The sequence below is a fragment of the Paenibacillus sp. SRL342 genome, from assembly GCF_984798905.1.
The window spans coordinates 1,032,118-1,050,389 of record NZ_OZ481790.1 but is presented as its reverse complement, the minus strand read 5'-3'; the positions used below and the strand labels follow the sequence as shown (position 1 = coordinate 1,050,389).

At 48.1% G+C, this 18,272-nt stretch carries 9 protein-coding genes; 3 read left to right on the top strand and 6 right to left on the bottom strand.

Annotation, left to right across the window (positions count from 1 at the left end; genetic code table 11):
- Positions 1–9: 9 nt before the first annotated feature.
- The 4 genes from AC4E8D_RS04725 to nirB all read right to left on the bottom strand — a co-directional run bounded on the left by AC4E8D_RS04725 (position 10) and on the right by nirB (position 10,105).
- Positions 10–4,980 carry a DUF4132 domain-containing protein gene (locus AC4E8D_RS04725; protein ID WP_490205901.1) on the bottom strand — a complete coding sequence of 1,657 codons (4,971 nt, stop codon included), beginning with the start codon at positions 4,978–4,980 and terminating at the stop codon, positions 10–12.
- A 24-nt stretch (positions 4,981–5,004) separates the two neighbouring features.
- Positions 5,005–5,424 carry a hypothetical protein gene (locus AC4E8D_RS04720; protein ID WP_221818824.1) on the bottom strand — a complete coding sequence of 140 codons (420 nt, stop codon included), beginning with the start codon at positions 5,422–5,424 and terminating at the stop codon, positions 5,005–5,007.
- 343 nt (positions 5,425–5,767) lie between these two features.
- Complete coding sequence (gene nasC / locus AC4E8D_RS04715; RefSeq protein WP_405131469.1) at positions 5,768–7,900, bottom strand: assimilatory nitrate reductase catalytic subunit NasC; 2,133 nt, start codon at positions 7,898–7,900, stop codon at positions 5,768–5,770.
- A 21-nt stretch (positions 7,901–7,921) separates the two neighbouring features.
- Positions 7,922–10,105, bottom strand: coding sequence for a nitrite reductase large subunit NirB (gene nirB / locus AC4E8D_RS04710; RefSeq protein ID WP_490205900.1), 2,184 nt, complete (start codon positions 10,103–10,105; stop codon positions 7,922–7,924).
- A 426-nt stretch (positions 10,106–10,531) separates the two neighbouring features.
- On the opposite strand from nirB, the gene AC4E8D_RS04705 reads away from it, so the two are divergent.
- Positions 10,532–11,761 carry a nitrate/nitrite transporter gene (locus tag AC4E8D_RS04705; protein WP_339308604.1) on the top strand — a complete coding sequence of 410 codons (1,230 nt, stop codon included), beginning with the start codon at positions 10,532–10,534 and terminating at the stop codon, positions 11,759–11,761.
- Positions 11,762–11,889: 128 nt separating this feature from the next.
- On the opposite strand, the gene fabF is transcribed toward AC4E8D_RS04705, so the two are convergent.
- Positions 11,890–13,128: a beta-ketoacyl-ACP synthase II gene (gene fabF, locus AC4E8D_RS04700; protein ID WP_339306917.1), complete on the bottom strand. Its 1,239-nt coding sequence runs from the start codon at positions 13,126–13,128 to the stop codon at positions 11,890–11,892.
- Between the two features lie 138 nt (positions 13,129–13,266).
- On the opposite strand from fabF, the gene AC4E8D_RS04695 reads away from it, so the two are divergent.
- Both AC4E8D_RS04695 and AC4E8D_RS04690 read left to right on the top strand, forming a co-directional pair.
- The gene (locus tag AC4E8D_RS04695; RefSeq protein WP_221819288.1) at positions 13,267–14,130 is read left to right on the top strand and encodes a helix-turn-helix transcriptional regulator; all 864 of its coding nucleotides are present in this window, start codon (positions 13,267–13,269) and stop codon (positions 14,128–14,130) included.
- 149 nt (positions 14,131–14,279) lie between these two features.
- Complete coding sequence (locus tag AC4E8D_RS04690) at positions 14,280–14,954, top strand: response regulator transcription factor (protein ID WP_221818820.1); 675 nt, start codon at positions 14,280–14,282, stop codon at positions 14,952–14,954.
- Positions 14,955–14,973: 19 nt separating this feature from the next.
- On the opposite strand, the gene AC4E8D_RS04685 is transcribed toward AC4E8D_RS04690, so the two are convergent.
- The gene (locus AC4E8D_RS04685) at positions 14,974–18,156 is read right to left on the bottom strand and encodes a response regulator (protein WP_339306915.1); all 3,183 of its coding nucleotides are present in this window, start codon (positions 18,154–18,156) and stop codon (positions 14,974–14,976) included.
- Positions 18,157–18,272: the final 116 nt, after the last annotated feature.

The following is an 18,272-nucleotide window of genomic DNA, read 5'->3' as shown; positions in this document are numbered from 1 at the left end:
CGTTCATTTCTAATTCTGTAACTGTGCAAGAATCTGCGGGTCCTTGATCTTTTTGTCATCGGCGAGCAACATCACCTTGGACAGAATCTCAGCTGTTCTCGGATCTTCATCGAGGAATGGCAGGAAGATTCGCCCCCGATGCTGACTGTGCACCGGTACGATATGAAGTGCACCTGTGGCTTGTTTGAACACATTACCACTCCCCAGATGAACAGCATACTCACCCAATTCACCATCAATTCGTGCGTAATTCCCGTCCAGACGTACATTGTCGATCTTCAGCAGACGCAACGACTCGTTCACAATGACATGGCGCATCTCGATTGTTGTCAGGCTGGCTTCCGGATCTACGCCTCCTACATGTGCAACGCTGACCACCAGATCGATATCACGCATGACTTCGGAGAAGAACGTCAGCGGCACATCTTGCAGCGCTACCGGTTTGTAGCTCTTGCGATCGTAGAACTGCACCGTCTCCAAGGTAGGTGCCTCGGTATCTGCTGGTGAGAACCAATCTGCCATGGCATAGAGATTCGCGATCAGATTGTGCTCATAACTTACCTTCTGCAGACCTTCCTCATAACTGACAGTCCATTGGCGTCCTTTAAGCAGAGCTACTGCTTTTTTCGGTTGAATCTGATACCCGGCATATCGGCGGGACACCGTACCATTAGCCAATTCGTCCTCGTTAGGAAGATACAGCTCACGGAATACCTGCTTGAACGGCTGACGCTCCTGACGGGTGAACAGATCCCGCTGGAATTCACTCCAGCTTCCGTTCTGATACAGATGAAGCGGGTGAGCTATCAAAAGTTTATCTTGTTCCGCTAATGCATGGATCGTACCCTCCAGCCCTGGAGCAACCAAACCACTGGACGATACATCGAATCTTCCCGTCTTGTCACCTGACTGGAATACAAGTGTTCTTACCAGCGGATGTATAACCGGATTTTGCATCAGACTCGCAATTTCCTCACGTGTAAAGGATGTTCCAGCAGTCATCGAACGTTCCAATTCCTGCCTTGCCCGGCGATATTGATCCACCAGATCCGATTTTAGCTCTTTCAGTTCAGCGATATATCCATCTTTTTTGAACCGGGCAGGTATAGACTTGAGTGTCTTGCCTTTGCTAACGATGACCATCTCGGGTTGGCCTTCCTCATAAATGACCAATTGCGCTGTTGTGTCAGCATCCAATGCATGAGGTTCAAAGAAGGATTTCATCTCATCCAACTTGCGTGCTTCCATGTCCCACATCAACCGCGTAACATCGGCATAACCTGCATTACGAGCAAGGTTGCCCAGTGCAATCTGTGATGCCACACCTTCACTGGCACGGCGTTGTGCACCGAATTGTTTGCTCTGCATCAGGAACTTCTGAATGAAGTCGTATCGCTCATGCAGATCCTGTTCGCGATTTACAGCGAATGGAATCAGGCTATAGGTTAACAAATGATCCTTGTTTCGCTTATCTGACACGGACTCTCGCATGTCGTCCAGACGAAGCTTGCCAAGTGCAGCATCTGCAAACAACTGGGATCTGCGGTGGTTAGATCCCCCGGAAATGTACTTGGCGCAATCGTATAACAGATTGAACCGTTCCTCCCCGACAGCAGCATAGGCTTCTTCAAACCATGCGATATCAAACGCACCTTCATTAAAGTCCTGTGGTGAGATTGGAGAATAGTGGGCCACGATGGTTTCTTTCTCCGCAGTAAAGCGTTCATTAATATGAGCATGGAAGTACCAAGCTGCACTGCGTAGACCTTCCCATCCCAGATGTTTCGCTACAATCTCCATCCACTGCGGGGCGTACATGGCTGCTTCCAGCAATTTTTTCTCATTCACCGGATACTTCTGGAGCAACTCTCCAAGCCGCTTCTCGTCCTCTCCATCCCGCGGATGACAATTCTGAATCAGATAGCTGAACGTCTCTTTACGTGTTGTATTGTCTCCATAGCTATAGATATATCCACGGACAAATGTATCCTGATCCATCGCAGAGACCAGATGTACCCAGTGTTCCATGCCTTCAATTCGATCCAGTTTCATGGCAAGTGTGCTTACTTCTGTAGAGAGTTCTCCCCGGGTCAGCTCAATCTCCAGAATGCGATCGACCACCGCATCTCGCAATTGAACAAGCTTCGGATCACTCGCAATCATTTCTGTACGAGTGGATGTTAAGTCCCGAATAAACAACAGACGATTCCCACCGACCAGCACCTGTCGATATATCTCTTGATCATCAATCAGGTTCAACTGGTACGCACGCAGGAAATCTTCAAGTGACAGTAAAGACAGCGGTTGACTACTCTCTACAAGACTGGTGAACTGGTAAGCTGTCTGGAAGAAACGTTTGAAGCTGTTATCGTCATGGATTTTGCCCCGAACTACATAATTCCAAGGTCCAGTCAGAATATGAAGCATGCCTGACTCTTTTTCGAGTCGATCAGCAGGCATACTCGCGATGATGGAGGCCCAGGTTTTCTCAGCTATCTCAAACGTATCGATCGGATCGCTATCCAGAAATGCCGCCGATATCAGTGCCACTACCTGATCATTATACGTTAACGAATCCAGCATCTGCTGCAGCTTTTCGATGTCATCCAGAGGATAGATCTTTTCAGCAAACGACTTGCGCCAGCCTTCCAATAACGGAATCTTATGCAATTCGTCATAGTCATACTGCTCACGGAAATAACTGTAATGGTCGCTCAAATTGCCATTGAACTCCCGGAGCTGTATAGCCATGTATAGCTGCATCAGTTCCACACTGCTGAACTCGGCATGTTGAATATAGTTCTCCCATACGTCATGAAGCGGGAACTGTTCCATCTGCTTCATTTCATTCCGCTCTCCATATGGAACCTTGGAGCGAAGACTCGCTCCGACTAACAATGTGTCTTTATAGCCAGCGTAGTATTCCACTTCATACTCATAATCCCTGTGTTCATGCACTAATTCACTAAGTCCCTCCAGAAATGGTCTGGTCTTATCCAGAGAGAGTGTAAAGATATCCTTCGGATTATGGCCCTTGAGATCACGCTTCTCATCCAGTAATGGCTCACGTCGCTTCGGATCAAATAAACCAAATCCATTAGAGGCTGTGTAACGACTCCCCTGATCGGTCAGCTTATCCAGTAGTTTCTGTTCCTTGGCAGTGGGTGTCTCAATCAGCTGCGCCAATGGCTGCAATTGCTCCTGCTGATCTATCCGCTCTGGATCTGCCGCAATCTCGGTCAGTAGTTCGAGCGCACCCAAGCGCTGCAGTTCACTCTTGGCTTGCAAAAGTCGCTTCAGCGAGACCTCCAATTGGTTCACGGGTTGCAGTAACAATACATGAATGACCTTCTGACGAAGTGAGCCCGTCTTGAGCTTCATCAACGCCTCCATCTGTTTCATCTCTTCAACCGTCAACGTGAGCAGCTTCGCCTTGGCGAGTGCACCCTCCCGATTACTGATGCTTTTATCAGACAAACTCTCAAACACAAACTGTCTTTGCACCTCATTCTCGGGATGCTGAACAAACTGGGACAGCAGTTCTCCGCGTAGTTCCGGGCTTAATCGGTCCTTGATTGCAATAACTTCACCAATCCATTCCGGGTCCATATCATAGGCGGCCAGATATAACATTTTCTTGACTACATCATCCGTATCAATCCGGTAGTGAACATACTCAAGTACACCCGATGGTCCACCTGACCCGCCTTTTGGAATGGCAGACAGCATCTGTTTGAACCGATCAAAGTCCTGACGCCGCAAGGCCTTATCTCCCAGAGCAGGCAATGGCCACACGTAGACGCTACGCTGATTCTCTCCATTCTCGAAACTCCAGTTGTACATATACATCGCATCATAGTTGGTCACAATCCAGTGCATCAACTCGGTATCCTGCGCCTCCAGATAACGACGTGCAATGTCCAAACGAAGCTCCCTGTTCTGGCTGTTAGCCAGTACATATTGGGCAACAATCTTCTGATATAACTGACCTTGATCCATAATCTCGATTATCTTGCTCTTCAATTCCTTCTCTTCAATGACCGCTGTCGCCCACAGACTGATAAAGAGTTTGTTGGCGTTTGCTTCCTGCTGCCAGGCCTCGCGTACTTCTGGTTGCACAAGCGCCTGATAGGCCTGTTCAATCAACTGTGCGGCAACACGCTGGTTGGCTGCTTCTATGCCGATCCCCGTCCATACGGCAAGTGCTCTTACCACGGAACTGAAACGAATCAGGTTGTTGTCGATAATGATTTTTAATATGTAAATATAGGCTTCCAGTGTCCCTTCATCCATCCGCTCCACAATGCTTTGGCGCAACCCTTCCTGCAACCTTGCTGCAACGAGCAGCTCACCCACCATCTGATAGGCATCCGCCTGATCACTCATAAATATACCTTTGATCATTTCATGGGTTAACAACGCCGTCTGATTGTCACCATAGATAATATCATGCAGCGCCTGCTTCATATTTCCGCCCTGATGATCCAGTTCATAAGCGATACAATCCGCCAGAACCCAACGGATCTCATGCAGATAATCCAGCTTATACTCACGAAGTGACACATATTCTTCCAGGGAGAAATTTTTCATTTCCATTCGGAACAATCCCATCAGTTTGCGAATGACCTGTTCTACATGCTGCTCTGGATCGGATGTGCGAAAAGGCCGGCGTTCATAGTTGTTACTGTATGGGAAACGAGTCGCACGCTCTACAATATAACGGAATCGTGCAACCAATGACTCGCTCGCCAGATGCTTGAGCACATCCAACAGTGGCTCGAATAATGGTTTCTGCGTTTCTACAGCCAGCCTTCCAAGCAGCTTATCAGTATTCAAAAACATCTTTTCGTCTCCACGCAAATACGTAGACCCGGCGATCTCCACAACATAGCCTGCCAGCTCAAGCTGTACCCCTGTCAACGACTTGGCTCTTTCCTGCAATCCATCCATGTACACCTGTACTTGCTCTTCCTGATTCATCCTGTTCTCCTCCTTCATTGCTCTCTACCAAAGACGTCCCGCAAGCATTGTAAAACGGATAAACACCACGTTATCTCCGTCTTTTACAACAAGTGACTCATCCAGTTCCTGCAATTCTTCATCGTTGAGAAACACCTTGTACAACCCATCCTCATAGGCGGTTATCGCTGTATCCATCGCAACTTCCAGATCAGGAACGCCCTCATTGTATACTGCGCCAAACCCAACTTTCCCCGCCGCTCCCTGCACCTCAATCTCATCCGGCATCAGGTAGGCGAGCAGTTCTGACTGTTTCTTCTTGTCCTGAAGCGCTTTTACTTGCAGAGCCACCATATTCTCAATGAGCTGCCTTAACGTATGAGTTGTTTCCGGAAGTTCAGCAGCTTGCTTGGCAAGTACCGGCTTGCGTTTGCCCAGACTTTTTACCGTTATCCATACGTTCACTGTCTTGCCCCCTCTGTCCTGCCCTATTTGAAGAAGCTTCCATAAGCCCCGATATCTATACCACAATGCGGAATAACCTAAACTCGAAGTGACGATCTGTCTCTAAATAAAATATAAAATACGTACATATGTACCCCTAATGAACATCATAACTAAAATTCAATCCATATTCATGAGCCAATCCTCATGTTTACGTGGAACCACGGAACTATGGCCTACTTGCGTACATATACGCAAAAAAAGCCGCACAGTCTCATATAAATATGGACTGCGCAGCCGCTAAGCTAATATTAGAACAGTTTATGTCGCCTGAGAACCTTTAATAAATTGAAACCTGTATGAATCATCTCGCCAGACGCAGCGGTCGAATGGTTACAGCAGCTGTCTTGAAGCCAGGCATCCGGCAGAACGGGTCCAGTTCCGGTCGGGTGGCCCGATTCACATTCTGAATGCCGCCCCAATGCATCGGCACGAACAAGGTATCCTCTCGAATGGAATCCTTGATGCGCGAACGAACCGTGAAGCTTCCATACGTCGATTGAATCTCTACCCACTCTCCATCGTGAATACGATAACGGGCAGCGGTAGCCGAGTGAAGTTCAACAAAGTTCTCCAATTCACGAGCTGCCAATGCCGGACTTCGATGTGTCTGCACCCCTGTAAGATAATGAGGCAGCACACGCCCATTGGTGAGAATTAGGGGGAATTTCGGCGATATATCATTCCAGCCCGGGCTGGATTCAAATGTGAATGCCGCTTTGCCGTCCGGGTGAGCGAATCGTTCACCGAACAGCAGTCCTTCTCCCTGATCCTCCAGGGCAGAACACGGCCAGTATACCCCTTTCCCGTTACGCAAACGCTCATAGGTAATGCCATAGTAATCAGCCACTCCGCCGCGGCTCGCCACCCGAAGCTCATTAAAGATATCCTCAGCATTGTCATATTCAAAGTAAGAAGCTTTACCCAATTGTGCGGCAATCCGGCATAATATATCCCAATCATCAAGCGTTTCTCCCGGCGCAGGTCGCCCCTGTTCACGGAGCAGAACACGCCCCTCCAGATTGGTCAGTGTACCTTCATTCTCCATATAAGATGTAACCGGCAGAACCAGATCAGCCATGCGCGCTGTCTCCGACAGAAACATATCTGCCACGATCAGAAAGTCCAGCTTGCGCAGACCTTCTTCCACCAAACGCACATTGGGATTGGAGACGACCGGGTTGGAGCCCATTACGAGCAACGCCCGAATCTCCTGCTCATGGACCTTCTCCATCATCTCGTAGGCGGACACCCCTTTGCCTGGCAAACTTGCAGGGTCCACACCCCAGACGGTTGCCACATAGGCACGATCAGCTTCATTTTCAATAGATCGATAGCCCGGCAGCTGGTCAGCCTTCTGCCCATGCTCCCGTCCGCCTTGCCCGTTCCCCTGACCTGTGATTGCACCATATCCACAGCCTTCTCGGCCGATTTTGCCAGTCGCGAGCACCAGGTTCAGAAAGTGCCTGACGGCCATATGTCCATCTGTCTGCTGCTCCACACCACGTGCTGTCATGATCATGCCTGTCTCTGCCTCACCGTAAGCCATCGCTGCCTGACGAATCAGCGCCAGATCAACCCCGCACGTTTGTGCCGCCAGTTCGAGTTGCAAATCAGCCAACCCTTGTATCAATTGGTCGTAACCGTGCGTTCGTTCGCCTATAAAATGAGGGTCCACCAATCCGGCATCCATAATCACCTTCAACATGCTATCTGCCAGCAGAGCATCCATGCCAGGCTTCACCTGCAAATGAAGGTCGGCAATGGCAGCGGTTGCCGTCTTGCGTGGATCAATAACAATAATGAAGGCTCCGTTCTCCTTCGCCTGATTAAAGTATGGCAGAAGAGTAGGTTGGCATTCTGCAATATTGGTACCTGCAAGTACAATGCAGCCTGCCTTGGGAATATCGGACAGACGGAACGTCAATCCACGATCCATCCCGAACACTTTACTGCCAGCTGAAGCCGCAGCTGACATGCAGAACCGTCCATTATAGTCGATATATTTTGTCCCCAATGCAACTCTGGCGAACTTGCCGAGCAGATAGGCTGTTTCATTTGTCAAAGATCCGCCTCCGTAGACTCCGACTGTATCTGCTCCGTATGAATCTTTCAAGTCCAGAAACCGCTCTGCGATGGTCTGAATGGCCTCCTCCCAGGAACAGGATTCAAGCTCGCCATTGCGACGAATGAGCGGATGCATTAATCGTTGACCACTGAGCGCATGTTGATGAGCATTCATACCCTTCACACACAACCTGCCCTGGGAGGCTTCATTCGGAACACCCTGAACCGTATACTCACCACGACGCTGGCCCGCAACAGGTGCAGCCAATTCTTCAACAGTCATCTTGCACTGCACACTACAATACGGACACTGGGTTTCCTTTACATAGAGCTTGGAGGCTGTTGGTTCTGAACTCACGGATAATCCCATCTTTCCATCCCCGCCTTTCATCTATATATCAGCTTGAAGTGTAGCTGCCAGTTCCTTCTGTAACTGGTCATCCAGCAGCGTTTCCCGAATGGACATGAATCCCAATCGTTCCGTCCATGCCCATAACGGCTCATCATACCAAGCGGTTTGGCGATACCATTGAAGGCAGGCTGATGCGAGTGCTGCCGCTTGCACCTCTGTTTCAGCCACCCCGAGCAAGCCACCTTGTTTGACCGGATGCTCTGCATGACCACCTGCATAGATCTCCCACCCAGCTGGGGAAGCCAGCAAGCCAATATCCTGCACCAGTGCGCTCACCAAGGATCCCGGTCCTGGTGCGACGCCTATATTCACGGATGACGGCATCGCTGCACCGACCCAACGCATACGAAGTTGTGCAGCCAAGCTCCCTGCATCCCTTGCATAGAATGACAAGGGGATATGATCATCCCAGCGCACCTGAACCTCTGAGTGACCTTCGATCTCATCATCCCTTGAAAGTTCAGCCTGATTTCCATTCCGTTTAACTATCCGATATTCCTTATTCATGATCTCTCTGTCATTAATCGATCGATTGGATACCTGTAAGTAATAGTCGATCACAGGACGACATACCACGCAGCCAAACTCCGAACCCCAACCCAGCTTCTGCAAGATCAAAGATTTGTCTGGTAGGTCTATCTCCATAACAACGATGTCATCCAGCATTTCCTTCAGTTCTGCATGCCCAAGCTCCGTACAACTGCACACAGGCATTGGAGCAGGTTTATCCGGTATGGCGACCACTCCAGTACCCCCGTTATTTTTCAGATTATGCGTATGTTTCAACAGTGCAGCCACCATCGGGCGACAGCCACCACATGAACCAGAAGCCTTCGTCTGTTCCTTCACCTGATCTGCCGTCTCGAGACCCTGTTCCTGAATAGCTTTCATAATGGCAGCCTTGGTCACATTGTTGCAAGCACATACGGTTTCCTGAGCGAGTAATGCCGCAGCAGCCATCTCAGCCGGGTCCGGGGCCCCTTCACGCGGAGCCAATTCCGCTACATCCGCACCTCGTTGCACCAGTCCAAGCAAAGCCGTCCCTTCGGTTGTATCTCCAAATAAAATGGCGCCGCGCACTTTGCCAGCCTGCATCAGTACTTTTTTATATGTGCCTTGAATGCCATCCAGATGTTGAATTGCAGTCTGTATGCCTTCCCCACTGATCTCACCCGCCGAGAAAACATCAACCCCCGATACCTTCAACTGTGAGTAGGGAATAGATCCTTTATATTCAGGCGTTTCCTGACCACAGAGCGTACGTGCGAGCACTTTCCCCTGCTCATATAAAGGAGCCACCAGCCCATAACTGATTCCCCGATGTTCGGCACATTCCCCAACTGCGTAGATATCCGGTACACTGGTGCGCATATAGTCATCTACCATAATTGCCCGATTCGTAGCGATTCCGCTTCGTCTAGCCAGGTCCACATTCGGCCGAATCCCAACAGCGACAATGACAACCTGAGCTTCAAGCTTGGAACCATCTGTAAAGAGCAGCCCCTGCGCCTGCGATCGTCCGGTAATTTTCTGCGTATTTTTAGCCAAAAGAAAGGACATGCCCTGCCTTTCGAGTTCCTCCTGAAGCATCGCGGCAGCCTTCTGATCCAACTGCCGGTTCATAATGTAAGGTGCGTTATGGACCACCACAGCTTCCATGCCCAGATGCAGCAACCCGCGTGCAGCCTCCAGCCCAAGCAATCCACCACCAATGACGGCGGCCTTGCGATAGGTTTTGGAATAATCAGACATGCGCGTACAATCGTCAATCGTTCGGAAGGACATGACCCGCTCTTTATCAATTCCCGGAATCGGTGGGATAAAAGGTGAAGACCCTGTCGCCAGAATCAGGACATCATAGGTTTCTTTTAGTCCGGATTCAGTCTCTATATATTTTCCTCGGGTATCAATGCGGTGTACCGTTTCACCTGTACATAGCCGGATATGATGCTCGGCATACCAGGTCCAATCATTGATAATGATATCCTGTAACGAATGCTCGCCCTGCAATACTTTTGATAACATGATCCGATTGTAGTTGGGACGGGGTTCATTACCGTAGATTACAATCTCATACGTATCAGGCTCCAGTGCGATGATCTCTTCGACACACTTCACTCCAGCCATACCATTCCCGATAATCACCAGTTTGCTTCTGCTCATGGGCTGCCCCCCTATCTCTTTCACCTGAAAATAAACAGAAAAATCCCTTCTCCATGATTCGGAAAAGGGCACCGTTGCCTCCGGAATCCACACGCCTTTGTGTAGATTCATATTAGATTCAGATTAAGGGAATCTGAATATAATGTCAACTAAATTAACATTAAAAATGCGAATAACGATTAAAAAATGAATTATTTAAAATTACATGTAATTTTTGTTGACATACACATTTTCTCTTGATTATAATTTGAATCAAAATCACAGTGCTGTGATCAACTCAGATGCGGGAACACAATGACGTGTACCGCCTGTCGGCAACGGGGCCGCAAATCGTTCATATCTGGACGAATTGCGGCCTTTTTCTGCCTTAACAAGCACATAGACAAATCATGAAGATCTCAATTGGATGAGGAGCGATGATGGATGATGGAGAGCAAAAGTTTTTGGAAAAGCGGGCATAAGCCCACCCTCTTCGGGGCGTTTATGTATTTTGACATCAGTTTTATGATATGGGGGATGCTGGGTCCACTCGCAGTTGTCATAGCATTGGACTATCCGATGACTCCGCTGGAAAAAGCCAATCTGGTCGCATTGCCTATCCTTGGTGGCTCCATCCTGCGGCTTGTGCTTGGCTTCATGTCTGATTATATAGGTCCGAAACTAACTGCACAGATTGGGATGCTTGTCACCCTGGTTCCTTTGTTACTCGGCTGGCTATGGGTCGACTCTTTAAGCCAACTGTATGTGGTGGCACTCTTGCTGGGTGTTGCAGGCGCTTCCTTTGCTGCTGCGCTACCTCTGGCGGGTCAATGGTATGGCAAAGAGCATCAGGGTCTGGCCATGGGTATTGCCGGGGCGGGTAACAGTGGAACCGTACTCGCGACGTTGTTTGCCAATCGTTTGGCTACGCATTTTGGCAGCTGGGAAGTTGTGTTTGGACTTGCCATTATACCGATCGCTATCGTATTCATCCTCTTTTCTATCTTTGCCAAGAATAGCCCTAACCGGCCTGAACCCAAGAAATTGTCCCAATACGGAAGTCTGCTTAAACAAAAAGATGCTTGGGTATTCTGTGCCTTCTATTGTGTAACCTTTGGCGGCTTCGTTGGATTATGTAACTATCTCACCATCTTCTTCAACACCCAGTATGGACTCTCTCCTGTTCGTGCCGCTGACATTACCACCTTCTGTGTAATCGCAGGCAGTTTCTTCCGGCCTGTCGGGGGTTATCTGGCGGACAAAATTGGCGGAACCCGCATGCTAACTTTCCTGTACACAGGAGCCTGTATTATGCTAATTGGCGTATCCTTCATGCCACCTCTGCCTGTAGTGGTAGTCATGCTGTTCCTCGGTATGATGTGTCTGGGAGCCGGAAATGGCTCCGTGTTTCAACTGGTTCCGCAACGGTTTGGCAACGAGATTGGTCTGATGACAGGTATTGTAGGTGCCGCTGGCGGATTGGGCGGGTATGCACTGCCGCTGATTCTCGGTCAACTGTACAGCAGCTATCAATCCTATACACCAGGCTTTGTCATTCTTAGCCTGATTGCAGCAGCTTCCCTATTCCTGGTTCTCTTCATGCAATCCCGCTGGCGTGTAAGCTGGTTGAGCCGAGGCAACAAAGGCGTGGCGGAATCGACGTCCTTCTCTTCGTAAGGCGTACAACCACACGGCCGTTAACCAATGGTACGGTGTATGTGGATGATCCCGAAGTCGAAGTAACCAAAGAACAGCGTAGCCTGATGGGGCTGCGCTGTTCTTTCTACTTAAGCCTGTCTTTTTGCCTAAGATGAATACTTTTGAAGAACAATAACCGCATTATGACCGCCAAAACCAAAGGAATTAGACATCCCAATCCGCAACTCTGCTTTTCTTGCCTCGTTTGGTACATAATCCAAATCACATTCGGGGTCCCTCTGCTCCTGATTGATAGTTGGAGGAATGATGCCATGCCGCAGGGTTTGAATAAGCGAGATCGCCTCCGCACCGCCTGCTGCACCAAGCATATGTCCCGTCATGGACTTATTCGCTGTGACCGGAATATCATAGGCACCTGTCCCGAAAAGTTGTTTGATCGCTCTCGTCTCGGACAGGTCACCTGCCTCCGTACTGGTGGCATGAGCGTTAATCACATCAATGTCTTCAGGTCCAATCTGAGCCTCTCTCAGTGAAGCTTTCATCGCCAGATATGCCCCCCGCCCTTCCGGGTGGGTAGCTACCATATGATACGCATCTGAACTGGCACCATATCCAATCACTTCGGCAAGAATATTCGCCCCTCTTGCCAGTGCATGAGATAGTGACTCAACGATCAGAATTCCGGCGCCCTCCGCCATGACAAAACCGTCTCTCCCCGCATCAAATGGACGGCTTGCTGTTTGGAACGCTTCATTTCGTGTAGACAACGCTGTCGCATTACCGAAGCTTGCCAGTGACACTTCGGTTACAGCCGCTTCTGTTCCGCCAGCAATAATGACATCGGCTCCGCCATGACGAATTAACCGGAAAGCCTCTCCAATGGCTGTATTTCCAATGGAACAAGCGGTTACTGGCGACAATGTCGGTCCCCAGCAACCAAACCTCATGCTGACCATAGCTGCCGCCATATTGGATATCATCATGGGTACCAGTGTTGGGCTGACTCGCGCAGGTCCCCGATCGGACAGGACCTTGCCTTGTTCCATCAATGTCTGGATGCCGCCTATGCCTGAACCAATATATACACCTACCCGTTCACGGTCGAGTTCGTCCATCACAAGGCCTGATTGTGATACAGCCTGATCCGCAGCAGCAACAGCAAATTGAACGAATCGATCCATGCGCCTTGCTTTCTTGCGTCCAAAACGCTCTTCACCATCAAAGTCACGGACCACACCAGCGATTTTCGTTTTGTACGAAGCTGTATCAAAATGTTCTATATGCGATATACCTGATCTACCCTCAATTAATCCATTCCAGAATGTATCTACATTATTTCCCAAAGGGGAGATAACTCCCATTCCCGTAATCACGACTCGTTCCATGTCCATCCTCCTTCAGCGCTGTTGTCTACCTTAATCTTACGCTCTGCCACTAATAGTGCACTTTTGAATATCCTATTACAAGTTGTCAATTATAATAGTATAATGACTACCATGATAACGAGGATTGAAGGTGATGGATTGAACTACGATGTCAGGTTACAGGCATTGTCCACTTTTCTGAAAACACAGCGTTCCAAAATTTCTCCCGAATCGGTCGGTTTACCCACTGGAAGTCGGAGAAGAACGCCTGGGCTGAGAAGAGAAGAGGTTTCCCAACTGGCAGGAGTGAGTACAACATGGTATACCTGGCTTGAGCAAGGTCGGGATATTCAGGTATCCCATTCCGTATTGGATAACATTGCTTCAGCACTAAGGCTTACTGCGGATGAACGAAAATATCTGTTTTCGCTCGCCATGGAGCATCATTCGGAGCTGCCTACGCCGGAGGAAGAACCTGTTCAACTTCACCCTTCCTTGCGGAAAATTTTGCAGGAACTTCAATATTGCCCTACGGTGATTTCGGATCGACGTTGTTACATCGTCGGCTGGAATGACGCAGCCCGCCATGTTTTTATGGACTTTGAACAGATTGCCCCCGAACAGCGGAATATGATCAGTCTGTTATTTGATCGAAAGGAATTTCGCAGGCTTGCGGTGAACTGGGAGGACTTTGTTAGCGGATTTCTGGCGATTTTCCGTGCCTATTATGGTCAGTATGTCGATGATGAGTGGTATAATTTATTTCTGGATGACATGATGAACAGACATCCTGATTTCCATACCCTTTGGAAACAAAGCAGCGTCAGCAGTGCTCCGGATGTCTTAATCGAATTCAGACATTCCAAAGCAGGCAAAATGTTGTTTGATCTGACTTCGTTGCAGGTTCAAGGCAGCTCCGATCTGCGTTGCAGTGTCTACACGCCGGCACCAGAGACCGCTACCGAGCGTAAACTGATGCGCCTGATCGAGCGTGAAGCAGATTCACATGTTGGCAAGCTTTGACTCAGAATCTCAGGTCTTGCCCAATCATGTTAGAATCCTGACATCCTTTTGTTGCATATTTTAATTATCAGGGTATACATGATCAAGTATATTAAGCTAACCCATGGATCCTAGACCTTCTACACGAAGTCGATTCAGAAAGGAATATCATGACCAAAGTGCTTATCATTGAGGACGATAACATGTTAGGAGATACATTATCCCTGTATTTGCAAGGTGAGGGGTATGATGTTATCCGTGTCGCTAACGCAAGAGATGGTCTTCTACAACTTCAAGCGCGGCCTGATATCCTGCTACTTGACCTGTTGCTCCCTGATTCGGAAGGCAAGAATCCCTGTTCTCTCATGCGTCAGCATACAGCAATTCCCATCATCGTCATCTCTTCGTTAACCGAAGTCTCGGAGCGAATTCGATCATTAATAGATGGAGCTGATGATTATGTATGCAAGCCTTTCAGCATGCAGGAAGTGAAAGCACGTATTGAGGCTGTATTACGTCGTTACTCCATATTGAACAGCTCCATTGTCACTGTACAGGATTGCGGAATTTCTCTCGATTTGGCTCGGCGAGCCGTCCTGTTGAATAACCAGCGAGTGGAGATGACATTCTCCGAATTTGAGATCATGAAGCTATTTGTCCTCAATCCCGGCAAAGTCTACAGTCGTTATGCCTTGATTGAAGCCATTCGTGGTATTGATGCTTATATTAATGATCGCACCATCGATGTACACATTACCAAGCTTCGTAAAAAAATTGAAGAAAACCCGAAAAACCCCCAATATATTCAAACCATCTGGGGGGTCGGATATAAGTTCACACCTTAACACATCAGCTTCATTCATGTCACCAAGGCAGAGACCCGGTAATGATATCAATCTCTTTTTGTACCTTCTCCAAAACCGAACTCAGTTCCTCTTCTTCGAATAACGAACGGGACAAAAGCGATTCCAGTTGAAGAATTAGACGTAACAGCTCCACTGCATGCAGATTGGCAGCCACGCCTCGGAGAGAATGAACGCTGCGGATCGCACCAGCAATCTGCTGCTGGCGAAGTTGAGTGGTCAGTTTGTTCTGAAACGAGTCATACTCCATCCTGAATTTCGTGAGCGCATATTGCAGAATATGTGGCTTGCCGTCCATCTGCCTGATCGCCTTATCTACATCAATTCCGCTAATCTTCCGCATACCTCTCAGATCAATCCATGTTGCCAATATGTCTGCCATCTGTTGTTCATGGATGGGTTTGGTCAGGATGGCATTCATCCCAGCCTCCATACATCTCTCATGATTTATTTGTAGAGCATTTGCTGTTATAGCGATTATGGGTGTACGATCATATTCCCTCATCTTGCGAATATGTCGCGTTGCTTCCACTCCATTCATGTCAGGCATGTACAGATCCATTAGAATCAATTCCCATACTTGTTCGTCTAACTTTCTCAGAACCTCTGTGCCACTGGCTGCCAGCGTCACTTGGAACCCCTTATGTTCCAGCATCGCCCGAATTGCCAGTTGATTGATCTCATGATCCTCAGCTATCAGGATATGTCCTTTCTGATCAAGCGAATAGGGATCGTCGCCTTCAGCCAACTGACTTTTGGCCAGCGGACCTTCACCCTGAAGTGCAAGAATGACTTCGAATAATCCCAGACGTGTAATCGGTTTGACCATCATGATATCAGGGTGCACGGATCTCTTCTCAATCCACAGCGCATTTTCGCTAAATGCCCGTGTGTACCCCAACACCTGAATTTTCGTTCGATCCAATCGCTTCATGAAGTTGTCCCATAACGAACCGTTGACTGTGTCTTCTATATCCATATCCAACATGATCAACATCGCTTCGGCTTCAGGAGTATACCCACCACTCTCCATCATATGGTTCAAGGAAGTATACAGCGTCGGATTCATCCCGAATGAATAGAGCAGCTGCTTCAGGTTTTCGCCCATCCGTTCATCATCTTCAATGATAACCACATCATTCGCACCATATAGGAGAGGGTGTGTATGCAGGGAGAAACTCTCTTCTTCTTCCGAATCTGCAAGTTCAAATATCAAGTCGAATGAAAATAGACTGTACTCTCCAAGCACGCTGTCCACCCGCAAGTCTCCTCCCAATGAGGTTACCAGCAGGTAACAGATGACCAGCCCAAGTCCAGAGCCACCATATGTTCGATAAGTGGAAGGCTCCGCTTGCGTAAACGGGACAAAAATATGCTCCAGTTGTTCAGGTGAAATTCCAATCCCCGTGTCTTCGATCTCAAAACGAACCTGAACTCGCTCAGCCTCCAATGAAATTACCGCTGCCTGCAAGATAACATATCCATGTTCTGTGAATTTAATCGCGTTACTGAGCAGATTTAATAACACCTGCTCAAGCCGAAAAGGATCACCAATTACCGTTAATGGCAGATCAGGGTCGGTCTTAAAGATGACTTCGATCTCCTTGTACCCGAGGGCCACACCGATCTGATCTGCCACACGCTTGAACACATCCTCTGGTGCAAAGGGTACTTTCTCCAAAATCAGTTTACCTGCCTCCATTTTCGAGAAATCAAGAATATCATTCACCAGAGTAAGCAGGGTTTGTGAAGACGCATTGATTTTACTCAAATAATCTAATTGTTGTGAGGTTAGGTCTGTCCGTTGCAGCAACAACGAAAAGCTGATGATTCCGCTCAGTGGGGTACGAATCTCATGACTCATGAATGCAAGAAACTCACTCTTTGCCTGACTGGCTTTGTCCGCCTTGACACGACGGTACTGATCCGAAATGTCATGAATAACTGCCTTGACTTTCTCGCACGAGTTAGGGGCCTTTACAGGGTAAAGGTGAACCCGAACATGCTGTTCTTTTCCTTTCCCAACAATGAGACTCAATTCCGTATCCTGAGGTACATTGTGGTGTAAAACTTTTTGAAAAGATAACACCCATTTCGCCGACTGCTCAATGAATATCAATTCTTCAAGCTCACGGCCCATGACTTCATGCCTGTCGAGATCAAGAACATCCAGAAATTTCTGATTAACTGACACCACACATCTGTTGCCATCCAAACCGATAAACCAGTCTGTCGACACTCGTTCAAGTGTACGGTAACGCTCCTCACTCTCTTGAATCCTTCGTTTAACTGCTCTGTGTTCTGTAATATCAAGTCCATACCCTATGACATACTTCACCATGCCTTCTTCTCGCAGCGGACGAAGCTTCACCAGTGAATAGTAACCTCCATGCTCAATCTCGTAAAAGAAAGACTCCCCTTTCCATGCCCGGTCGAACTGCTTCCGCAGAAATTCTACCTTTTCCTGAGGTAAAATATCCAATGTGCCCAGTTTGTAATCTTGCTTCAGACTACTCATATCCAAGCCCAGTCGGGAGAGCATCTCTCCCTCAAGCACAAGATACTCAAATTTTCCGTTCTGTTTTCGGATTTTAAAAGTAAAACCCGGCTGCATACGAAGCATCTCCAGCACTTCCTGATCCCTCTGAATGACCAATCTCCTATATCGATGATTTTGGTTCAGATAATACAGGAATAATATAACGGACAGCAGGCAGATACATTGAAAAAAGAGAATCTGCCCCATCATCAGCAGAGAAGGGGAATTTGTCTTTAGTACAGAAAACTCATACAAAGTAATCAGCAGCAACGCTCCGGACAACCACTTCTGCATAAATCCCCTGATATACTTAAAGATCAGACATATGGCTATAACAAATAACAACTCAGTCAACGCATACTGCCAGTTCTCCAACAAGGGATTACGCCCCATATTAATCCGAAACATCCACATGAATGCAAAAGTAACGAAAGCAGAGCCACTCCCACCAAAATAAGCAGCAAGCAGATACACAATGGCCCGGAAATTCAACAATGTACCATCTTCAAGCACAATAGAGAAATAATAGAGCGCCGTGCCCAACATGCTCAGCGTAACACCATTAATGATCCGAGTCGTGATGGATGTTGAACGGGTAGCATTTGTATGATTCAGATAGTGATGAATTAGGAAAACAAAGATCAAAATTAGCGTGAAATTTAATAAAAGATCGCGTAGCAAATGGTCACCGTCCACATTACGACTTCAGGATTTCATGCATTCAATGAATGTTGTCAGATTCATGGTCGCAGTTCCTCAGT

What these genes read in the sequence shown, in the direction of transcription:
- AC4E8D_RS04705 (WP_339308604.1), top strand. Translation starts at nt 10,532, where the DNA reads ATGGAGAGCAAAAGTTTTTGGAAAAGCGGGCATAAGCCCACCCTCTTC.
- AC4E8D_RS04725 (WP_490205901.1), bottom strand. Translation starts at nt 4,980, where the DNA reads ATGAATCAGGAAGAGCAAGTACAGGTGTACATGGATGGATTGCAGGAA.
- fabF (WP_339306917.1), bottom strand. Translation starts at nt 13,128, where the DNA reads ATGGAACGAGTCGTGATTACGGGAATGGGAGTTATCTCCCCTTTGGGA.
- AC4E8D_RS04690 (WP_221818820.1), top strand. Translation starts at nt 14,280, where the DNA reads ATGACCAAAGTGCTTATCATTGAGGACGATAACATGTTAGGAGATACA.
- nirB (WP_490205900.1), bottom strand. Translation starts at nt 10,105, where the DNA reads ATGAGCAGAAGCAAACTGGTGATTATCGGGAATGGTATGGCTGGAGTG.
- nasC (WP_405131469.1), bottom strand. Translation starts at nt 7,900, where the DNA reads ATGGGATTATCCGTGAGTTCAGAACCAACAGCCTCCAAGCTCTATGTA.